The 16,905-nt window shown below is 58.9% G+C and carries 14 protein-coding genes, 1 tRNA gene and 4 pseudogenes; 12 read left to right on the forward strand and 7 right to left on the reverse strand.

Going from position 1 to position 16,905, the window contains the following annotated elements; genetic code table 11:
* Positions 1–71: 71 nt before the first annotated feature.
* Positions 72–998 carry a hypothetical protein gene (locus JCM25146_RS00495; RefSeq protein WP_199897664.1) on the reverse strand — a complete coding sequence of 309 codons (927 nt, stop codon included), beginning with the start codon at positions 996–998 and terminating at the stop codon, positions 72–74.
* Positions 999–1,065: 67 nt separating this feature from the next.
* Between JCM25146_RS00495 and JCM25146_RS00500 the strand changes: the two genes are divergently transcribed.
* Both JCM25146_RS00500 and JCM25146_RS16185 read left to right on the forward strand, forming a co-directional pair.
* The gene (locus JCM25146_RS00500; RefSeq protein ID WP_025825061.1) at positions 1,066–2,058 is read left to right on the forward strand and encodes a bile acid:sodium symporter family protein; all 993 of its coding nucleotides are present in this window, start codon (positions 1,066–1,068) and stop codon (positions 2,056–2,058) included.
* 41 nt (positions 2,059–2,099) lie between these two features.
* Positions 2,100–3,574, forward strand: a pseudogene (locus JCM25146_RS16185) (pyridoxal phosphate-dependent decarboxylase family protein).
* Here JCM25146_RS16185 and JCM25146_RS00510 read toward each other — a convergent pair.
* From JCM25146_RS00510 to JCM25146_RS00520, 3 genes and pseudogenes are all read right to left on the reverse strand, one after another.
* Positions 3,571–5,454, reverse strand: a pseudogene (locus JCM25146_RS00510) (cobaltochelatase CobT-related protein); the annotation flags it as partial. The pseudogenes JCM25146_RS16185 and JCM25146_RS00510 sit on opposite strands and share 4 nt — an antisense overlap.
* Positions 5,455–5,510: 56 nt before the next feature.
* The gene (locus tag JCM25146_RS00515; RefSeq protein WP_025825065.1) at positions 5,511–6,518 is read right to left on the reverse strand and encodes an AAA family ATPase; all 1,008 of its coding nucleotides are present in this window, start codon (positions 6,516–6,518) and stop codon (positions 5,511–5,513) included.
* A 67-nt stretch (positions 6,519–6,585) separates the two neighbouring features.
* Positions 6,586–7,197 carry a J domain-containing protein gene (locus tag JCM25146_RS00520; protein WP_025825067.1) on the reverse strand — a complete coding sequence of 204 codons (612 nt, stop codon included), beginning with the start codon at positions 7,195–7,197 and terminating at the stop codon, positions 6,586–6,588.
* Between the two features lie 51 nt (positions 7,198–7,248).
* Here JCM25146_RS00520 and JCM25146_RS00525 point away from each other — a divergent pair, with 51 nt between their 5' ends.
* Together JCM25146_RS00525 and JCM25146_RS00530 are read left to right on the forward strand one after the other, a co-directional pair.
* Positions 7,249–7,587, forward strand: coding sequence for a BolA family protein (locus JCM25146_RS00525; protein WP_025825069.1), 339 nt, complete (start codon positions 7,249–7,251; stop codon positions 7,585–7,587).
* A complete protein-coding gene (locus tag JCM25146_RS00530) occupies positions 7,584–8,150 on the forward strand; it encodes a LolA family protein (RefSeq protein ID WP_025825072.1) in 567 nt (188 codons plus the stop codon). The genes JCM25146_RS00525 and JCM25146_RS00530 overlap by 4 nt, the downstream gene beginning before the upstream one ends.
* Here the strand turns inward: JCM25146_RS00530 and lipB are convergent.
* A pseudogene (gene lipB / locus JCM25146_RS16190) lies at positions 8,122–8,830 on the reverse strand (lipoyl(octanoyl) transferase LipB). The gene JCM25146_RS00530 and the pseudogene lipB overlap by 29 nt on opposite strands.
* A 74-nt stretch (positions 8,831–8,904) precedes the next feature.
* Here lipB and JCM25146_RS00540 point away from each other — a divergent pair.
* From JCM25146_RS00540 to moaA, 4 genes and pseudogenes are all read left to right on the forward strand, one after another.
* Positions 8,905–8,990: transfer RNA gene (locus JCM25146_RS00540), tRNA-Leu, on the forward strand.
* Positions 8,991–9,321: 331 nt separating this feature from the next.
* Entirely contained in the window at positions 9,322–10,206 is an 885-nt protein-coding gene (gene galU / locus JCM25146_RS00545) for a UTP--glucose-1-phosphate uridylyltransferase GalU (protein WP_025825074.1), read from the forward strand.
* Entirely contained in the window at positions 10,206–11,615 is a 1,410-nt protein-coding gene (gene pgmG, locus JCM25146_RS00550; RefSeq protein ID WP_025825076.1) for a phosphoglucomutase/phosphomannomutase PgmG, read from the forward strand. The genes galU and pgmG overlap by 1 nt, the downstream gene beginning before the upstream one ends.
* A 140-nt stretch (positions 11,616–11,755) precedes the next feature.
* Positions 11,756–12,771, forward strand: a pseudogene (moaA, locus tag JCM25146_RS16195) (GTP 3',8-cyclase MoaA).
* A 33-nt stretch (positions 12,772–12,804) separates the two neighbouring features.
* Here moaA and JCM25146_RS00560 read toward each other — a convergent pair.
* Complete coding sequence (locus tag JCM25146_RS00560) at positions 12,805–13,671, reverse strand: methyltransferase domain-containing protein (RefSeq protein ID WP_025825078.1); 867 nt, start codon at positions 13,669–13,671, stop codon at positions 12,805–12,807.
* Between the two features lie 57 nt (positions 13,672–13,728).
* On the opposite strand from JCM25146_RS00560, the gene JCM25146_RS00565 reads away from it, so the two are divergent.
* The 4 genes from JCM25146_RS00565 (at position 13,729) to JCM25146_RS00580 (ending at position 16,007) form a co-directional block, all read left to right on the forward strand.
* Positions 13,729–14,517 (forward strand): ComF family protein, encoded by a 789-nt coding sequence (locus JCM25146_RS00565; protein ID WP_242400807.1) that lies wholly within the window; start codon positions 13,729–13,731, stop codon positions 14,515–14,517.
* A 78-nt stretch (positions 14,518–14,595) separates the two neighbouring features.
* Positions 14,596–14,856 carry a glutaredoxin 3 gene (gene grxC, locus JCM25146_RS00570; RefSeq protein WP_025825082.1) on the forward strand — a complete coding sequence of 87 codons (261 nt, stop codon included), beginning with the start codon at positions 14,596–14,598 and terminating at the stop codon, positions 14,854–14,856.
* A 42-nt stretch (positions 14,857–14,898) separates the two neighbouring features.
* A complete protein-coding gene (locus JCM25146_RS00575; protein ID WP_025825084.1) occupies positions 14,899–15,381 on the forward strand; it encodes a DUF1178 family protein in 483 nt (160 codons plus the stop codon).
* Positions 15,357–16,007 (forward strand): DUF2147 domain-containing protein, encoded by a 651-nt coding sequence (locus JCM25146_RS00580; protein WP_242400808.1) that lies wholly within the window; start codon positions 15,357–15,359, stop codon positions 16,005–16,007. The genes JCM25146_RS00575 and JCM25146_RS00580 overlap by 25 nt, the downstream gene beginning before the upstream one ends.
* 56 nt (positions 16,008–16,063) lie before the next feature.
* Here the strand turns inward: JCM25146_RS00580 and ubiG are convergent, their stop codons facing one another.
* Complete coding sequence (gene ubiG, locus JCM25146_RS00585) at positions 16,064–16,804, reverse strand: bifunctional 2-polyprenyl-6-hydroxyphenol methylase/3-demethylubiquinol 3-O-methyltransferase UbiG (protein ID WP_025825088.1); 741 nt, start codon at positions 16,802–16,804, stop codon at positions 16,064–16,066.
* Positions 16,805–16,905: the final 101 nt, after the last annotated feature.

The raw sequence follows: 16,905 nt of genomic DNA on the forward strand, positions 1-16,905 counted from the left end.
GGCTGCACTACTCTGTTTTTAAAACATAAAAACTCCTGCGCATGTTTGATCTGCATGCGCAGGGAGGGCGGTTATTTTATGGGGAGCGGAAAACCGTTCACGGTCAGTACGCCACCTGTCCATGTGGTGTCCCACGTATTCTGCTCGCCAGAGCGGTGGCTGACCAGCCTGCCCAGAACAAGGCCCGCAGCCAGCTTCATCTGGCGGGCAGTGCGTGCTTTTTCTATCAGCTCTTCCAGATTGGTGATTTCCAAATGTCCGGAGGCGGATGTGGCGGCTACATCCCCGGTCAGTGTTGCCTGACCATGCCCCTGTAGTCGCACTGTGTCCTCAGAGGCTTCAAAATTGCTAATGGTGGCATGCACGGCAGGGGCTGCGGTACTGCGCCCGCCCACGGCGCTGATAAGTGCCGGAATTTCCGCCGTGGGGAGTGAGAAGGTCGCTTGAGCTGCAGAAGGCAGGAGCTGCTGGTTGGCCACGTTGTGGAAGGATAGGCCGCTCATGCTCAGGGAGGCCGAACTGGTGTGTGGGCCTGCCGCGCCCTGCATCTGGTAGCGCGCGGTCGCCACGTTAACATGGGCGGCACCGTGCTCGATGGTCGCGTTGTTCCATGTCAGGTCGTAAGCCGCACCGGACTGCAAACCCGCGACAACCTGCTTGCCCTGTTCCGTAAGCCATTGCGTGCAGGCAGCATTGTGCTGGCCGGTCATGGCGGACACCAGCAGCAGGGATGCGGCCTGCGCCAGGTCCTGTGTGGCCTGTGCGCTGGATGCCCGGCCAGCAAAAACCAGCTTTTTGACATGCAGGCTGGTGATCCCGTTGGGAGCATTCACACTCAGATCATGGTAGATCAGGCCTTTGGGCGTGTCTTCCTCAGAGCTTGCGTGAACAGTCGCGCAGCCCGATGGCGGGGCGGCAAGGGCGGTTTCTGCCGGGGCGATGGCGCACAGACTCACGACCCCGAGAAGATGGAGGGAAAAAGGAGAGTTCTGCTTCATTTCGCAAGGAAGGTGCCGTAAGTAAAAATTGCAGGCAACACAAGATTATCATGGAAGAGCCACAACCGTGCGGTTTTTGAAGATTGACCCCTTTTTGCTGGGGCTGCTGACCTCTGTTCTGCTGGCAACTGTTGTGCCGTGCCATGGGGCGGCGGTACCGGTTTTTCACTGGTTGTCGGTCGGGCTGATTGCCCTGATGTTTTTTTTGCAAGGTGCGCGTCTGTCGCGCAAGGCGGTGCTGGACGGGGTGGTGGCATGGAAGCTGCACCTGCTTATTCTGGCATGCACGTTTGTTTTGTTCCCGCTACTGGGGCTTGCAGCGCACGCCCTGTTCCCCGGCCTGTTGCAGCCTGACATCTGGATGGGGGTGCTCTTCTTGTGCTGCCTGCCTTCCACGGTGCAGTCCTCCATCGCCTTTACCTCCATTGGTGGGGGCAATGTGCCTGCGGCGGTGTGTGCGGCTACCGCCTCCAACGTATTTGGTATTTTTATTACGCCGGTGCTGGTGGGGCTGGTGCTGAGCCAGCATGGCCAGACAACGGGCAACCTGCTGGATATTGTGTACCAGCTTCTGCTCCCCTTCATTCTGGGGCAGGTGTTGCAGCCGTGGCTTGGGGCATGGGCACACCGGAACAAGAAAATCCTTTCTTTTTCCGACCGTGGTTCGGTTCTGGTGGTTGTGTACGCAGCGTTCAGCGATGCGGTTATGCAGGGGTTGTGGCATCGCCTGCCTCTGGCAGAGCTGGGGCTGATCGCGGTGGTTGACAGCGCATTGCTATTTGCTGTGCTGGGGCTGACCATTTTTGGTGGCCGCCTGATTGGCCTGCCGCTCAAGGATGAAATTGCCGTTGTGTTCTGTGGCTCCAAAAAAACGCTGGCCTCTGGGGTACCTATGGCCAATGTCCTGTTCCCGCCTGCCTCTGTGGGGGTTATTGTTCTGCCGCTCATGCTGTATCACCAGATCCAGCTTTTTGTCTGTGCTGTGCTGGCCCGCAGGTTTGCGCGGCTGAGCGCAGCACAGGGAGACGTCCCTGCAATGCCAGCGCGTAAGGTTGGTTAAAGGGGTATCTGTTTTGACTGTATGTAAGAGGGAGTGTGGTTGTGGCGGGTCTGGATCCTGAAGACTGGGAAGAACTGAAAACTCAGGGACACCAGATGCTTGATGAGATGTTGGAGAACATCCGCCACGTATCTCAGGGGCCAGTCTGGCAACCCATGCCTGCTTCGGTGCGGGATGTTTTTAAAACAGCCCCTCTGCCCGATGCAGGGCAGGAACTGGGCGATCTGTACCAGCAGTTCACGACCATGGTGCAACCCTATGCGGTGGGGAACCGGCACCCACGTTTTATGGGGTGGGTGCATGGGGGTGGCACGGCTCAGGGTATGCTGGCTGACATGCTGGCCGCAGGCTGAACGCCAATCTGGGTGGGCGTGACCATGCACCGGTGGAAGTCGAGCGTATGGTTGTCCGCTGGGCAGCAGAAATGTTTGGCTTCCCCCCCGATGCAACCGGGGTGCTGGTAACCGGCTCATCCATGGCCAATTTTATTGCCATACTGACCGCGACCCGTAATGTGGTGGATGGGCAGGATATGCGGCTCCACGGCATTGGGGGGCGCAGGCTGGTCGGATATGCGGGCGAGAGTGCACATGGCTGCGTGGCACGTGCGTTTGATATGGCCGGGCTGGGTGAGCACGCCCTGCGCCGCGTCCCGCTGAATGCGGCGTACCAGATGGATACCCTGGCCCTTGAACGCCTGATCGCACAGGACAGGACAGATGGCTTTGAGCCTTTTCTGGTCGTAGGCACGGCAGGCACCGTGGATACCGGCAGCATTGACCCGCTAAACGCGCTGGCTGACCTGGCTGAGCGTGAGGGGCTGTGGTTCCATGTTGATGGTGCGTTTGGTGCGCTGGCAAGGTTGGCGCCTGATCTGGCTCCGCTGCTTGCGGGCCTTGAGCGGGCCAACAGTCTGGCCTTTGATTTCCATAAATGGGCGCAGGTCCCCTACGATGCGGGCTGTGTGCTGGTGCGCGAGCCGGGCAGGCAGGCCGCAGCGTTTGCGCAATCGCTGGCCTACCTCTCGCGCGAGGACAGGGGCCTTGCCGCTGGGGCTCCTTGGTTTTGTGACCTTGGGCCAGACCTCTCCCGCGGGTTCCGTGCTCTCAAGGTCTGGTTTGCACTGGCCGGATTCGGAACGGAAAAGCTGGGGCAGGTTGTTACCCACAGTTGTGCGCTGGCACGTGGGCTGGCCGGGCAGGTGCAGACCAGCGCGCACCTGCAACTGCTTGCCCCCGTTACGCTGAATGTCGTGTGCTTCCGGGTGGTTACGTCCGAAGTGGAGGATCTGGACTGGCTGAATGGCGAACTGGTGAAGGATCTACAGGTCAGCGGCATTGTTGCTCCATCTACCACCCGGATCGGTGGTGTGCTGGCAATCCGCGTTGCTTTGGTCAACCATCGCACGACCGAGGCTGATGTGACCATTCTGCTCGATGCCCTGCACTCCTTCATGGAAGTGCGTCTGGCGCAGGTGAGGATGTTGAAGCTGGTGGAAGAACAGGCGCAGGCTTAAGCGCGCCTGCGCGTACGTTTTTCATCAAACAGGGCGGAAAGGGACTGGAGCATGGTCCCGCCCAGTTCCTCTGCATCGGTAATGGTCACTGCGCGCTGGTAATAGCGGGTCACGTCATGACCAATGCCAATGGCTGTCAGTTCCACCGGGCTGCGGTTTTCAATCATATGGATGACCTCGCGCAGGTGGTCTTCCAGATATGAGGCGGGATTGACCGACAGCGTACTGTCATCCACCGGAGCGCCATCCGAGATAACCATCAGAATCTTGCGGGCCTCGGGGCGGCTCTTAACCCTGCGCCATGCCCAGAGCAGGGCCTCGCCATCTATGTTTTCTTTCAGCAGGCCCTCGCGCAGCATCAGGCCCAGATTGGTGCGTGCGCGCCGCCATGGCGTGTCTGCACCCTTGTAAACAATATGGCGCAGGTCATTCAGGCGGCCGGGGTTTTCGGGTTTGTTGTTCTGCACCCAGAGTTCGCGGCTTTGGCCACCTTTCCATGCGCGGGTGGTAAAGCCCAGAATTTCCACCTTGACGCCACAGCGCTCCAGCGTGCGGGCCAGAATATCGCCGCAGGATGCAGCAACGGAAATGGGGCGCCCGCGCATGGAGCCGGAATTGTCGATCAGCAGGGTGACAACCGTGTCGCGGAACTCCGTGTCTTTCTCCTGCTTGTAGGAGAGGGAGAGGCGGGGGTTGACCACAATGCGTGACAGCCTGCCAGCATCTAGCATGCCCTCTTCAAGGTCAAACGACCACGAGCGGGTCTGCTGTGCCATCAGGCGGCGCTGGAGCCGGTTGGCAAGGCGAGAGACAACCCCGTGCAGTGTTGCAAGCTGAAGGTCCAGCTGGTGCCGTAGGCGCGAAAGTTCGTCAGGGTCACACAGGTTTTCGGCCAGAATTTCTTCATCAAAACTGGTGGTGTAGGCGTGGTAGCCCTTTGCTGTCTGCCCTGCTTCGATATCCTTGCGGTTGCCCGGTCCTGCGGCGTCCCCCGTTCCTTCGGCCGAACCCGATTCCTGCTCTACTTCTGGAGTGTTGTCAGCCGCATCTGCGCTCCCTGCCATAAGCTGGGGCTCGGAGACTGCGTCCGACAGGTCGGGGGCGGCACCAGATGTGTCATCTTGCTGCTCGGGTGGGGGCTGGTCGCTTTCGTCATCATTGGAATCAGGGGCTGTGCCGGATGTGTCCTCCTCGTCCTCCTGATCGGAGAGGGAGTCGTCATCGGTCAGGGCGCAGGCCGCCAGCAGTTTGCGTGCTGCGCGGGAATAGGCTTTCTGGCTGTCCTGGTCGGCGGCCAGTGTGTCCAATGCGTCCAGCGCGTCCTGCGGTAATGTGCGCTTCCACTGCTCCAAAATGGTGCGTGCGGAGTCGGGCAGAGGGATGCCGGTCAGCTTTTCACGCGCAAGCAGTTCAAGCCCGACAATGGGAGAAAGCTGGGCCGCATCGGTCATGTGTTCCAGACCGGCGGCATGGATTTCCTGCTCAAGCCTCTGGCGCAGGTTGGCGGCAACGCCCTTCATGTGGCGTGCCCCTACGGCCTCCACGCGGGCCTGCTCCAGTGCGTCATACACCTCGCGCGCAATGGTGTCTGCCGGACGGCGGGCTGCATGCAGGTCAAAGTCATGGTGCTTCAGGCGCAGGGCCTGTGCATCGGCAGCCCCGCGCAGGCGCTGGGCTTCTTCCTCGTTCAAATTCAGGGAGGGGGAGGAGAGGCGGATTTTCTCTCCCAGACTGATCGGGGCCATGGGCATGTTGCCGCTATGGAACGAGACATCCGCCTCTTTGCGGCCACCAAGGGCGCGCAGGGTTGCCTCCGTTGCCTGTTTGAAGGCATCGGCCGTTTTTCCGCCTCCTCGCGTGAGAGGCGGATGGGGCTGTTGCCCCTGTCTTTTGCCGGATCAGCCATAACGCCCCCAGTCTGTTCTTACTGTTTTTTTCAGGCAGCGTGTTTGGGCAGGGGGCTGCTGTTGAAGCAGCGCTGATAATACTCGGCCACCATGCCGCGCTCTGCCTCGTCACATTTATTGAGGAATGTAACGCGGAAGGCGAAGGCGATGTCTTTGAAAATACGGTCATTTTCGGCCCACGCAATAACAGAGCGCGGGGACATGACAGTGGACAGGTCACCGGCCATAAACCCGGCCCGTGTCAGCCCGGCCAGTGCAACCATGTTGTCAATCTTTTCGCGTCCGGCCTTGTCATCCTCAGCAATGCCCAGACGGGAGCAGACAATGCCCACCTCCTGTTTGTGGGGCAGGTAGTTGAGCGAGGTTACAATGTTCCACCGGTCCATCTGCCCCTGATTGATCTGCTGGGTGCCATGGTACAGGCCGGTCGTGTCCCCCAGACCGACCGTGTTGGCGGTGGAAAACAGACGGAACCACGGGTTGGGGGTAATGACGCGGTTCTGGTCCAGCAGGGTCAGCTTGCCTTCCACTTCCAGAATACGCTGGATGACGAACATAACATCCGGGCGCCCTGCATCATATTCATCAAACACCAGCGCGCAGGGGCGTTGCAGGCACCATGGCAGCAACCCTTCCTGAAACTCGGTAACCTGCTGGCCGTCCTTGACCACAATGGCGTCCTTGCCCACCAGATCAATGCGCGAGACATGGCTGTCCAGATTGATGCGGATGCACGGCCAGTTCAGGCGTGCGGCAACCTGCTCCACATGGGAGGATTTGCCCGTGCCATGGAAGCCCTGCACCATAACGCGGCGGTTAAAGGCAAAGCCTGCCAGAATGGCCAGTGTTGTATCATGGTCAAACAGATAGGCCGTATCAACCGGGGGCACATGCTCGGTACGGAGGGAGAAGGCAGGCACCATCAGATCGGATTCGATCCCGAACACGTCGCGGACGCTGACTTGCACATCCGGTACGGAAACCGCCGAAATGGGCGGAAGATCAAGAGCTGCTGTCTGGGGGCTGGAATCCGTCATGATTATCCGTCTGATCGTAAGGGGTTCAAAACAAAACCGGCAGGGCGTACCGGAGCAGGATACATGATCAGCCTGCTTTTTCGAGTTCTTCTGTCTGTAGGTGTGTCTTCACAATAGTGAAGGCAACATTGATCTTTTTCAGCCGTTCCTCGGATGCCAGATCGCCCTGATTGGTGTCCGGGTGGTGTTTGCGGGCTAGTGCGCGGTAATGCGCCTTGGCGTCCACCATTGTTACGGGCCAGTCCAGCCCAAGAATGGCCAGCGGCTCGCGCAGATGTGCGGGTATGCGTGGTTCAGCCTGTGCGCGGGCTCGCTCTGCACGGGCGCGGCGATTCTGACCCAGAATGTCCAACGGGTCCAGAATGTCTTCCTCGTTTGGCATAGTGCGCTTGCCCGGACCGGGGCCCTGCCCGAACGTCCATGTCGGCCGGTCCCAGCTGATGTCTGCGCGCAGGTGGGCCTCGATCTGGCCGGGGGACATGCCTTTGTAGTAGTCCCAGCGCGCATTATATTCACGGACATGCTCAAGGCAGAACCAATAATACTGGTTCAGGCTATCGCGCGAACGAGGCGCACGGTATCCTGCCGGCTTTGTGCAGTCCGGCATGTCGCAGCAGCGCTGCGGCGCGTTGGGATCGGGATCAAACGCGCGGGGACGGGTGTTCCTTCGCTTCATCATTCATCGTTATTTGCGTTGCAAATGCTTTGGTCGCAAGAGGTGAGTTGCCATATGAGCAGTCTTTCGCAGTCCGCATCAGCCCCGGTATCGGCCGCTCCACGCGCGCAGCGGGTGCGCAAAGTGCTGGAAACAGCGCTTTTTCCCACCCGACTGGACATTCAGGACGAGAGCGCACGCCATGCCCACCATGTGGAGCAGACACGTGGCCCCAGCGCCGGAGCAACGGAGACCCACTTCCGTCTTTATATTGTATCGCCCGTTTTTGAGGGCATGAATCGCGTTGCGCGTTCGCGCAAGGTGCATGACCTGCTGGCGGCCGAACTGGCGGATGGCCTGCATGCTCTGGCACTGACCCTGCGAACCCCGGCGGAAGAAGAGGCTGTTGTATGAGTGCGGGTCTGCTCCGGCGGCGTAACCTGCTTGCTCTGGCACCTTTGCTACTGGCGGCCTGCGCCACCACGGCGGGGGTGGAGAGCCCCCCCAATGCTGCGGCAGTCAGCCGGGTAGAGGCTTATTTTAGAACCGTTAACCTGCACGATGCGCCGTTTACGCAGGTCTGGCCCAATGGCTCTGTAGGGAGCGGGCTGATTACCTACCGCCCCGGCGCGCTGGATATGCGCTTTACCACCCCGCATGAGATGGAACTCAGGGCATCTGAACGCTCTGCCGTGTTCACGGATGCGCAGAATGGGTCCGAGACCCATATAGGTCTGGCACACAGCGCGCTGGGCCTGCTGCTGGGTAACCCTGTGCGCCTGTCCGGTCCTGTTATGGTTACGGATGTGCAGCAGCCCCCCGGTATGCTCCAGCTCTCGCTCACCAGAGCGGAAAACCCCTCCCAGGAGCTGGTGACCCTGCGTTTTAAGGACGCGGGAGGGCGTTTAACACTTTATGATGTGCGCATTCTGGATGCGCAGCGCAAACTTACGCAAATTCGACTGGACCCGGCGTAAGCTCTACGGGACTTAGGGCGGAGGGCGTGCTGCCAAACACGGTGCGCCACGCTGCCTCCAGCGCATGGTCCAGATCAGCCATGCTGGCGTTGATGCCCAGCTTTGCAAAGCTGGTCACGCCGTATTCCCGAATCCCGCAAGGGACGATTCCGTCAAAGTCCGGGAGGCAGGGGCCAGATTGATCGCCACCCCGTGCCAGCTCACCCAGCGTGAGACACGCACGCCAATGGCGGCAATTTTTTCCTCCCCCCCGTTTGCGGGTTGATGACCCAGACACCCACCCTGCCTTCGCGGACCTCCCCACGCAGACCAAAACTGGCGAGTGCGGTAATAATCCATGCCTCAAGGGCCTGCACATATGCGCGCAGGTCGCGCGCTGGCGCAGAGCCGTGCTGGCGTTGCAGGTCAAGCATGACATAGGCCGTACGCTGGCCCGGACCATGATAGGTCCATTGTCCGCCCCGCCCCGCATGGTAGGTGGGGTAGCCTGACGGGTTGAACAGGTCCTCCGCTCTGGCTGATGTACCGGACGTATAAAGGGGGGGGTGCTCAAGCAGCCATACGCGCTCCGCCGCCTCACCTGCGCGTATGGATTTGGCAATCTGCTCCATTCTGCTCAGTGCGGCAGGGTAGGGCACCAGTTTTTTGCTTATTTCCCATAAAATTTGTTCTTTGGTCATTGCCGCCTGCTCATGGTTCGGTTATAGGGCTTCCTAACACACGGTATCGCCTTTTTTGATACCGTTTGTCACGTGCGGTCGTGGCGGAATGGTAGACGCGCAAGCTTGAGGTGCTTGTGGGGGAAACCTCGTGGAAGTTCGAGTCTTCTCGACCGCACCATTTTTTTTCATGACAAAATATACTGTTATGAACGGCAAAAGGCTGGTGCCTTGAGCCGTTTTTTTTGTTCATAGCTGATTTTCTGTAATTTGGGCGTGCTTTGTCATATTCGCGCCGTTCTTTTGCTGTCTGTTACAGTGTAGAAGCATGGTTGTTGTTATGTAAAAAAAGACCATGCCCGTCGGCTGTGGATGTAAGGCAGACTGCCAGATAACACTGGTTGTCGCCCCAGTCTTTTTCCGGCGCTGGTGCATGGGGCTTATGACCTTGTGTTTGGGGTAAACCAGCTCGGATGGTCGTAGGTTTAACTTGATTTAAAGGTGTTTCATTCGTGTCCAATCCCAAGCCTTTACGTAAAGCAGTCCTGCCAGTTGCGGGGCTGGGAACGCGCTTTTTGCCAGCGACCAAGGCCATGCCAAAAGAAATGCTGCCGGTCGTGGACAAACCCCTTATTCAATACGCCATTGATGAAGCACGTGCCGCAGGTATTGAGGAATTCTGCCTGATTACCGGCCGTGGCAAAGACTCCCTGATCGATTATTTTGATATTGCCTATGAGCTGGAAAGCACGCTCAAGGAGCGCAATAAAGTGGACTGTCTGGAGGCGCTGGAGCCGAGCAGCATTCAGGCTGGCTCGCTTATGGCTGTACGCCAGCAGGAACCCCTTGGGCTTGGCCATGCCATCTGGTGTGCGCGTGCATTTATCGGGAATGACCCGTTCGCCATCCTGCTGCCAGATGACATGGTGATGTCGCAGAAAGGCTGCCTGAAGCAGCTGGCTGAGGCGTATTACGAAACCGGGGGCAACGTGGTTGCCGTGTCCGAAGTGCCGCGTGAGCATACCAACCGTTACGGTATTCTCGATACCGGCAAGGATGATGGCCGCCTTGTGGAAGTCAAGGGGCTGGTCGAAAAGCCCAAACCAGAGGAAGCTCCCTCCAATCTGTCCATCATCGGTCGTTATATCCTTACGCCCGACGTGATGCCGCACCTTGCCAAGCTGGAAAAAGGCGCTGGGGGCGAAGTGCAGCTGACGGATGCCATGGCCAAAACCATCGGCAATGTGCCTTTCCATGGCCTGCGTTATGAAGGCACGCGCTACGATTGCGGCAACAAGCTGGGCTTCCTTGAGGCACAGATCGCCTTTGCGCTGGAACGGCCGGAACTGGCTGATGGTGTGCGTGCATTCCTCAAAAAATATGAGGGGCTGAACTGATGTCTTTTACGCATGATTTTGATGCCACAAGCCTGCGTGAGTACGATATTCGCGGTATTGTTGGGACAACCCTGAGTGCGGAAGACGCGTTTGCCATTGGCCGCACATTTGGTAGCCTTGTCCGCCGTAATGGCGGCAAAACGCTGGTTGTGGGCTACGATGGACGTCTGTCTTCCCCCATGCTGGAAGAAGCCCTTGTAAAGGGTGCGCTTGAGTGCGGGCTGCGCGTCACCCGTGTCGGCCGTGGGCCAACGCCCATGCTGTATTACGCCTCTGCAACGCTCAATGCAGATGGGGCCATTATGGTAACGGGGAGCCACAACCCGCCCAATTACAATGGCTTTAAAATGATGCTGGCCGGCAAGCCGTTCTTTGGCGCGCAGATCCGCGAACTGGGTGACCTTGCTGCCAGAGGCGATGTGGTCGCGGCGGAAGAAGGGACCGTCCGCACGATTGATCTGCGCGATGATTACGTCAAACGTCTTGTCAAAGATTACGACGGCGGGACGCGCAAGCTCAAGATCGTCTGGGACAACGGCAATAGTTCCGCAGGCGAAGTGCTTGAAAAAATGGTGGCGCTGCTGCCGGGTGAGCACATTGTGCTTAATGCGGCCATTGATGGCACATTCCCCGCTCATCACCCTGACCCCACGGTCGCCAAAAACCTTGAGCAGCTGATTGCCGCCGTCAAGGATAACCATGCCGACCTTGGTATCGCCTTTGATGGTGATGCAGACCGGATCGGGCTGGTTGATAACAAGGGCGAAATTCTCTGGGGTGACCAGATTCTCGTTCTGCTCGCGCGTGATGTGCTTAAAAGCCATTCCGCCGCCACTATTATTGCGGACGTAAAAGCCAGTCAGGTGCTGTTTGACGAGGTGGCGCGCGCAGGTGGCAAGCCGTTGATGTGGCGGACAGGGCATTCTCTCATCAAATCCAAGATGGCGGAAACCGGCTCCCCGCTGGCGGGGGAAATGTCGGGCCACATCTTCTTTGCCGATAAATGGTACGGCTTTGATGATGCACTTTACGCCGGTGTGCGCGTGCTGGGCATTGTCGCCCGCTCGGACGAGACGCTCTCTGCTTTCCGTGAGGCGTTGCCGGCAACCCTGTCTACTCCCGAAGTGCGCTTTGATTGCGATGACCACCGTAAGTTCAAGGTGATCGAGGAGGTGGCCGAACGCCTGCGCAAATCCGGGGCCGATGTGTCCGAAATTGACGGTGTGCGCGTGAACACGACTGATGGCTGGTGGCTGCTGCGCGCCTCCAACACTCAGGCCGTGCTGGTTGCGCGTGCCGAAGGGCGTGATGATGCCGGGCTTGAGCGGCTTAAAGGTGCTCTGGTGGAGCAGCTTGAGTTGTCTGGCCTGTCCCGTCCGGATTTTTCGGGCAATAACGCCGGACATTAAAATCTGGTTTTTCAGCTTGTCTGTTGCATGCGGCCCGCCTAAAGCGGGCCGTATGTTTTTGCAGGGTAGGCGTTACGTCTTCTGTGCCGGGGCGTTTTTACATTTTGATGCCACACGGGTTTCTGATATAAAGTGTACCTATGCTGTCCTCTTTAACGGACCCCGCCGGAAGGCGGATTTCCTACCTCCGCCTTTCTGTGACTGACAGGTGCGACATGCGTGCGTGTACTGCATGTCCGAACACATGTCGTTTTTACCACGCGCGGATGTGCTGGACTTTGAGGAGCTTTTGCGCCTGAGCCGGGTTTTTGTGCGCCATGGTGTGCGCAGGTTGCGTATTACCGGGGGCGAGCCACTGGTCCGGCGCGATATCGGTTTTTTTTTCAAGGAGTTGGGGGCGTGGCTTCGCCTGCCAGAGCAGTCTGGCAGACTGGATGAGCTCACGCTGACAACTAACGGCAGCCGTCTGGCCCATTATGCGCCCATTCTGGCGCAGGCGGGGGTCCGGCGCGTTAACGTCAGTCTGGACTCGCTGGATGAGGCACGCTTTACCCGTTTGACCCGGCGGGGCAAGCTCGCCACCACGCTGGAAGGCATACGTGCCGCTCGCGCGGAGGGCTTGGCCGTCCGCATAAACACCGTGGCCATGGCGGGGGTCAATGATGATGAATTTGATGCTCTGCTGGCATGGTGTGGTGAAATTGGCGCGGACCTGTGCCTGATTGAGACCATGCCTATGGGTGATACGGGGGAGGACCGTGCGGCGCAGTATCTTTCGCTTGATGCGGTGCGCAGGACATTGGCCCAGCGTTGGACGCTGGAGCCGTTGACCTACCAGACCAGTGGTCCTGCACGCTATGTACGTGTGGCGCAAACGGGCAGACGTCTGGGCTTTATTACGCCCATGAGTCACAATTTCTGCTCCACCTGCAACCGCGTGCGCCTTTCCTGCACCGGGCAGCTCTATACCTGTCTGGGGCAGGAGGATGGGGTTGATCTGCGCCACCTTATGCGGGGGGGCGCAACAGACGCCGCGTTGGAGGTGGCCATACAGCAGGCCATAGCCCGCAAACCAACCGGGCATGATTTTTTGCTGGATGCGCAGGCAGGCATTATCTCCGGCCCGCAAAGACATATGAGTGTAACCGGAGGCTGACCCGGTTCTTTGGTGCGCAAAAGCCCGGCAGCTTTACTCGGTCACATCCGGCTGGTGCAGTGCGTCATGCAAGGAGTGCTGGAACTGCCCCGGTTGCAAGGGTACGGGCTGGGTTGGTGCCGGTGCCCAGCCAGATAAAACAGCTATGTGCAGGGGCATGGCAAAACTCTCCTGTCCCGGTTTTTCCAGTTCTGCTGCTGCGGCGGGGATTAGCATGCGTGGGAGTGTGGTGCGTGTACGCTGGTGCAGTGCGTTGGTCTCCCCTGCGGCGCGCAGGTCGGTCAGGAGTGCTCCAAGGGAGCGGTAGCGCAGGTCCAGTCGCTCGGTATCAACCACAGGTAGGGCAAAACCGGCACGCTGCATGAGTTGCGCACAGCTCTGCTGGGTTGGAAATGGTGATACGCGGGGGGAGACCCCATCACACACTGCCAGTTCAGCTGCCTCCAGCGCCGTGCGCAGGGGGCGCAGCGTAGGCAGAATGGGCATGCTGGCCAGAAACAGCCCATCTGGCTGGAGCGCATGCCTGATCTGGCTGAACACGCCGGGCAGGTCATTGACCCAGTGCAGGGACAGGTTGGCAATGACCAGATCAAAGCTGTGCGGCGCAAAGGGCAGCCACTCCTCATCAGCGCAGACGCGCAGCCCGGTTGAGTGGGCAAGCTGCCCGGCGGACAGGTCGGTACTGACGGTACGGATACCCCGTGCGGCAAGGTGCTGGCTGGTTATGCCCCGCCCACCAATGTCCAGCGCCAGAGAAAAATTTCGGACCATGTCATCCAGGCGGTCGAGCAGAAGGTCCGTGGCAATGCTCAGGACCGGCATCACCTCATCTTGCAGGCGCGCTGCGCGCTCTCGGTGGTGTCTGACGGCTTTGCGGTCAAAAATAACAGGTGTATCCATAAAGGCAGATGTGCGCGTATCCATGCTTTTTGCCAAGCGTTTGGCCATGACAAACCTGTGTTTGCACTAGCCGTGCGGGCTATGGCACGGGTGGGTTCGCTCGGGCGGCTGGCTCTTGGTGTGCTGTATCCGCCCGCATGCCTGCATTGTGGGGCAGATGTTGCGCGGCATGGGTTGTTGTGTGCGGCCTGTTTCGGGCGCTTGCAGGCGGTGGTCGCACCATTTTGCAAGGTCTGTGCAGTACCACAGGTAAGTTCTGCCATGCTTGGCCCGGCGGGCCTGTGCTCCGCCTGTGAGCGACACCACCCGGCGTGGGGGCAGGCGCGTGCGGCCTTTGTTTATGAAAGCGTGGCAAGGGAACTGATTTTAAAGCTTAAATATGCTGACCAGATAGATAGCGCTGCTTTTCTGGCTCCGCAGATGGTGCGGATCGGGCAGGATGTTCTGGTCTCCAACGCTCTGGTTGTGCCTGTGCCAGTCCATCGTTGGCGGTTGTTCAGGCGGCGTTACAATCAGGCCGCCGTACTGGCGCATGGCGTGGCAAAGCTGAGTGGTCTGCCCTGCCAGCCGGATGTGCTGGTGCGTGTCAGGCGGACGGTGCCTCTGGCGTCCTTTTCCCGTCAGGCGCGGTGGGATGAGGTGGCGCAGGCCATAACGCTGCGGCCATCACGGCAGGGGCTGGTGCACGGGCGTGATGTTGTGCTGGTGGATGATGTGCTGACAACAGGGGCAACGGCTGCGGCCTGCACACGTGTTTTGCTGAACGCTGGGGCGCGCAGCGTCAGCCTTTTGGTTGCGGGGGTGGTGCCCGCCCGTGCGGAGAGCGATCTGGACCGCGTTGATTAGACACACCATATAAAGTTCATGCCATGTTCTGCGGAAAGCAGATTGAATCCATGATTTATAACCAGTAAGGAAAAACGCATGCCAGAAATCAAAATTTATACCCAGCCCGGTTGCCCCTTTTGCAGGCGCGCTGTCGCCCTGCTTGAGAGCAAGAATATTCCCTTTACCGAAGTGAACGCCCCGCGTGGCACAGCCGAACGGGAAGAGGCCATTGCACTGTCTGGCGGACAGACAACAGTACCGCAGACATTTGTGGATGGCAGGTCACTGGGTGGGTGTGATGATCTGATGCGTCTGGAACGCACAGGCCAGTTGAACGGCATACTTGGGCTGAGCTGAGCTTTGTTGCATCTGCTCAGGCTAAGGCAGGGTTAAGCCACGATGATCTGCTATCGTTTACGTTGCGCCAATCATCATGAATTTGAAGGCTGGTACAAAGATAGCGCCACATTTGCCATGCTGGGGCAAAAAGGTCTTTTAAGCTGCCCCGAGTGCGGCACGGCGGATGTGGAGCAGGCCCCCATGGCTCCGGCCATTGTCAGGCGTGGTCGTGGCCGCAGCGTGCCGGAAGAGCAGCCCGCGGTTGACGAGGCACGGACAGAAGCACCACCTGCACCAGTCCAGCCCACGCAACCGGTCCTACCCGATGCCGTACTGAGTGCCCTGCGTGACGTTAGGCGCACGATTGAAGATAAGTGCGAAAATATGGGCAAAAACTTTGCCGATGAAGCCTTGCGGATTCATCATGGAGAAGCCCCTGAGCGCGGGATTTATGGCGAGATGTCAGAAACCCAGCGCGAGATGCTCGAAGATGAAGGGGTTGAGTTCCACAATATTCCATGGGTCCGAGACACGGACAGTTGAATGTCTGGCCTGACCCTTTACAAATAGGGGTGGTGCGTGTGGGCAAGGTTCCCCACATCCTTGCTGGCAGGGTTGCTGGTCACTATGCCAGTCTGGTTGAGGGAGAGGCAGACATGAGAAAAAACACCAGATCGGGCTGGGTGCGTAAGGCAGGGGTAGGTATTGTCGCCCTGTTGTCTGTCATTTTGTCCGGTAAGCCTTCTGTGTCTTTTTCTGCCGAACCCGTCGGAACCGAGGCAGCGTTAACAGGGTACTGGCTTAGTCAGGACCATGATGGCGTGTTTAAAATTGATCGGTGTGGACAAAACCTGTGCGGCCACCTGATCGGCCTGCGTTACGATGGAACAGACGTGCCGCATGGTCATGATGGAAAATCCGAATGCGATTTGTTGATGCTCACGGATTTTCAACCCATGGAGGGTAGTAACAAGGGGCGCTGGGCAGGGCATATTCTGGACCCGGATACAGGGCACCTGTACGATTCCCAGATATGGACAACCCAGCCTGACGTGCTCAAGCTGCGCGGTTACATCGGCCTGCCCATTTTTGGCGAAACCCAGACATGGACCCGCTATAAGGGGCCTGCGATGGGGCCTGTGTGCAAAATCCCCGATTCAGTCAAATAATGCGGCGCGCACGCTAGAGCACGGGGTGTGCTCCAGCGTACAAAAAAGCTTTACAATCAGTATCTTGTAAACGCTGCGATGTAGTTAACCCCGAGGTCGCGGGTTTCCTTCCAGCCCATGGGGCCGGGAGCCATGCCTGTCATGGCAATCATGCGCAGGCCTGCAGCACGGGCATACTGCCCCAATTCGGACGGCAGGATGAACTTGCGCCATTCATGTGTGCCTATGGGCAGCAGGCGCAGGATATATTCTGCGCCAATTTTACCAACGGCCAGCGAGCGCAATGTGCGGTTCATGGTGGAGACAATAACCGTACCATTGGGCCGCACAAGCTGGGCAAGCATGTCCATAAAGGCTGCAGGGTCGGTAACGTGTTCTATAATTTCCAAAGCTACAACCGCGTCAAACTGGCTGCCTTCGGCCACCAGGTCTTCCGCGCTGCCATTGCGGTAGTGCAGGGGGCCTGCATGTTCGGGCAGAGGGTGCGTGCTCAGGTGTTCCTTGGCTGCGGCAATGCCATTGGCCGAGGCATCCAGCCCCAGTACATCATACCCAGCCTTGGCGAGAGCCTCGCTCGCCAGCCCGGCACCACAGCCGATATCCAGAATTTTTGCCCGACGTGATGTGCTGCCGCGCAAGGGCAGGTGGCGGCAGGCCCAATCGATGCGGAGCGCATTCATGGCGTGCAGTGGGCGCATGGGGCCCGAAGGATTCCACCACTGCTCCGCAAGGGCGCTAAACCGGGCGATTTCTTCATCAGAGACCGAAGAGGCCGCGTGGGGGCTGGTGGCGTTCATGCAACAAATTCCTTTCCTGCGGCTCTCCCCGCTGGACGAAAGGGGGCCGGCAAGGTTATGTGACGCGCCTTGTAAAGCTGTGCAACCGTTCCAGCATGTCT

The sequence above is a fragment of the Acetobacter okinawensis JCM 25146 genome, from assembly GCF_000613865.1.
Classification (GTDB): domain Bacteria; phylum Pseudomonadota; class Alphaproteobacteria; order Acetobacterales; family Acetobacteraceae; genus Acetobacter; species Acetobacter okinawensis.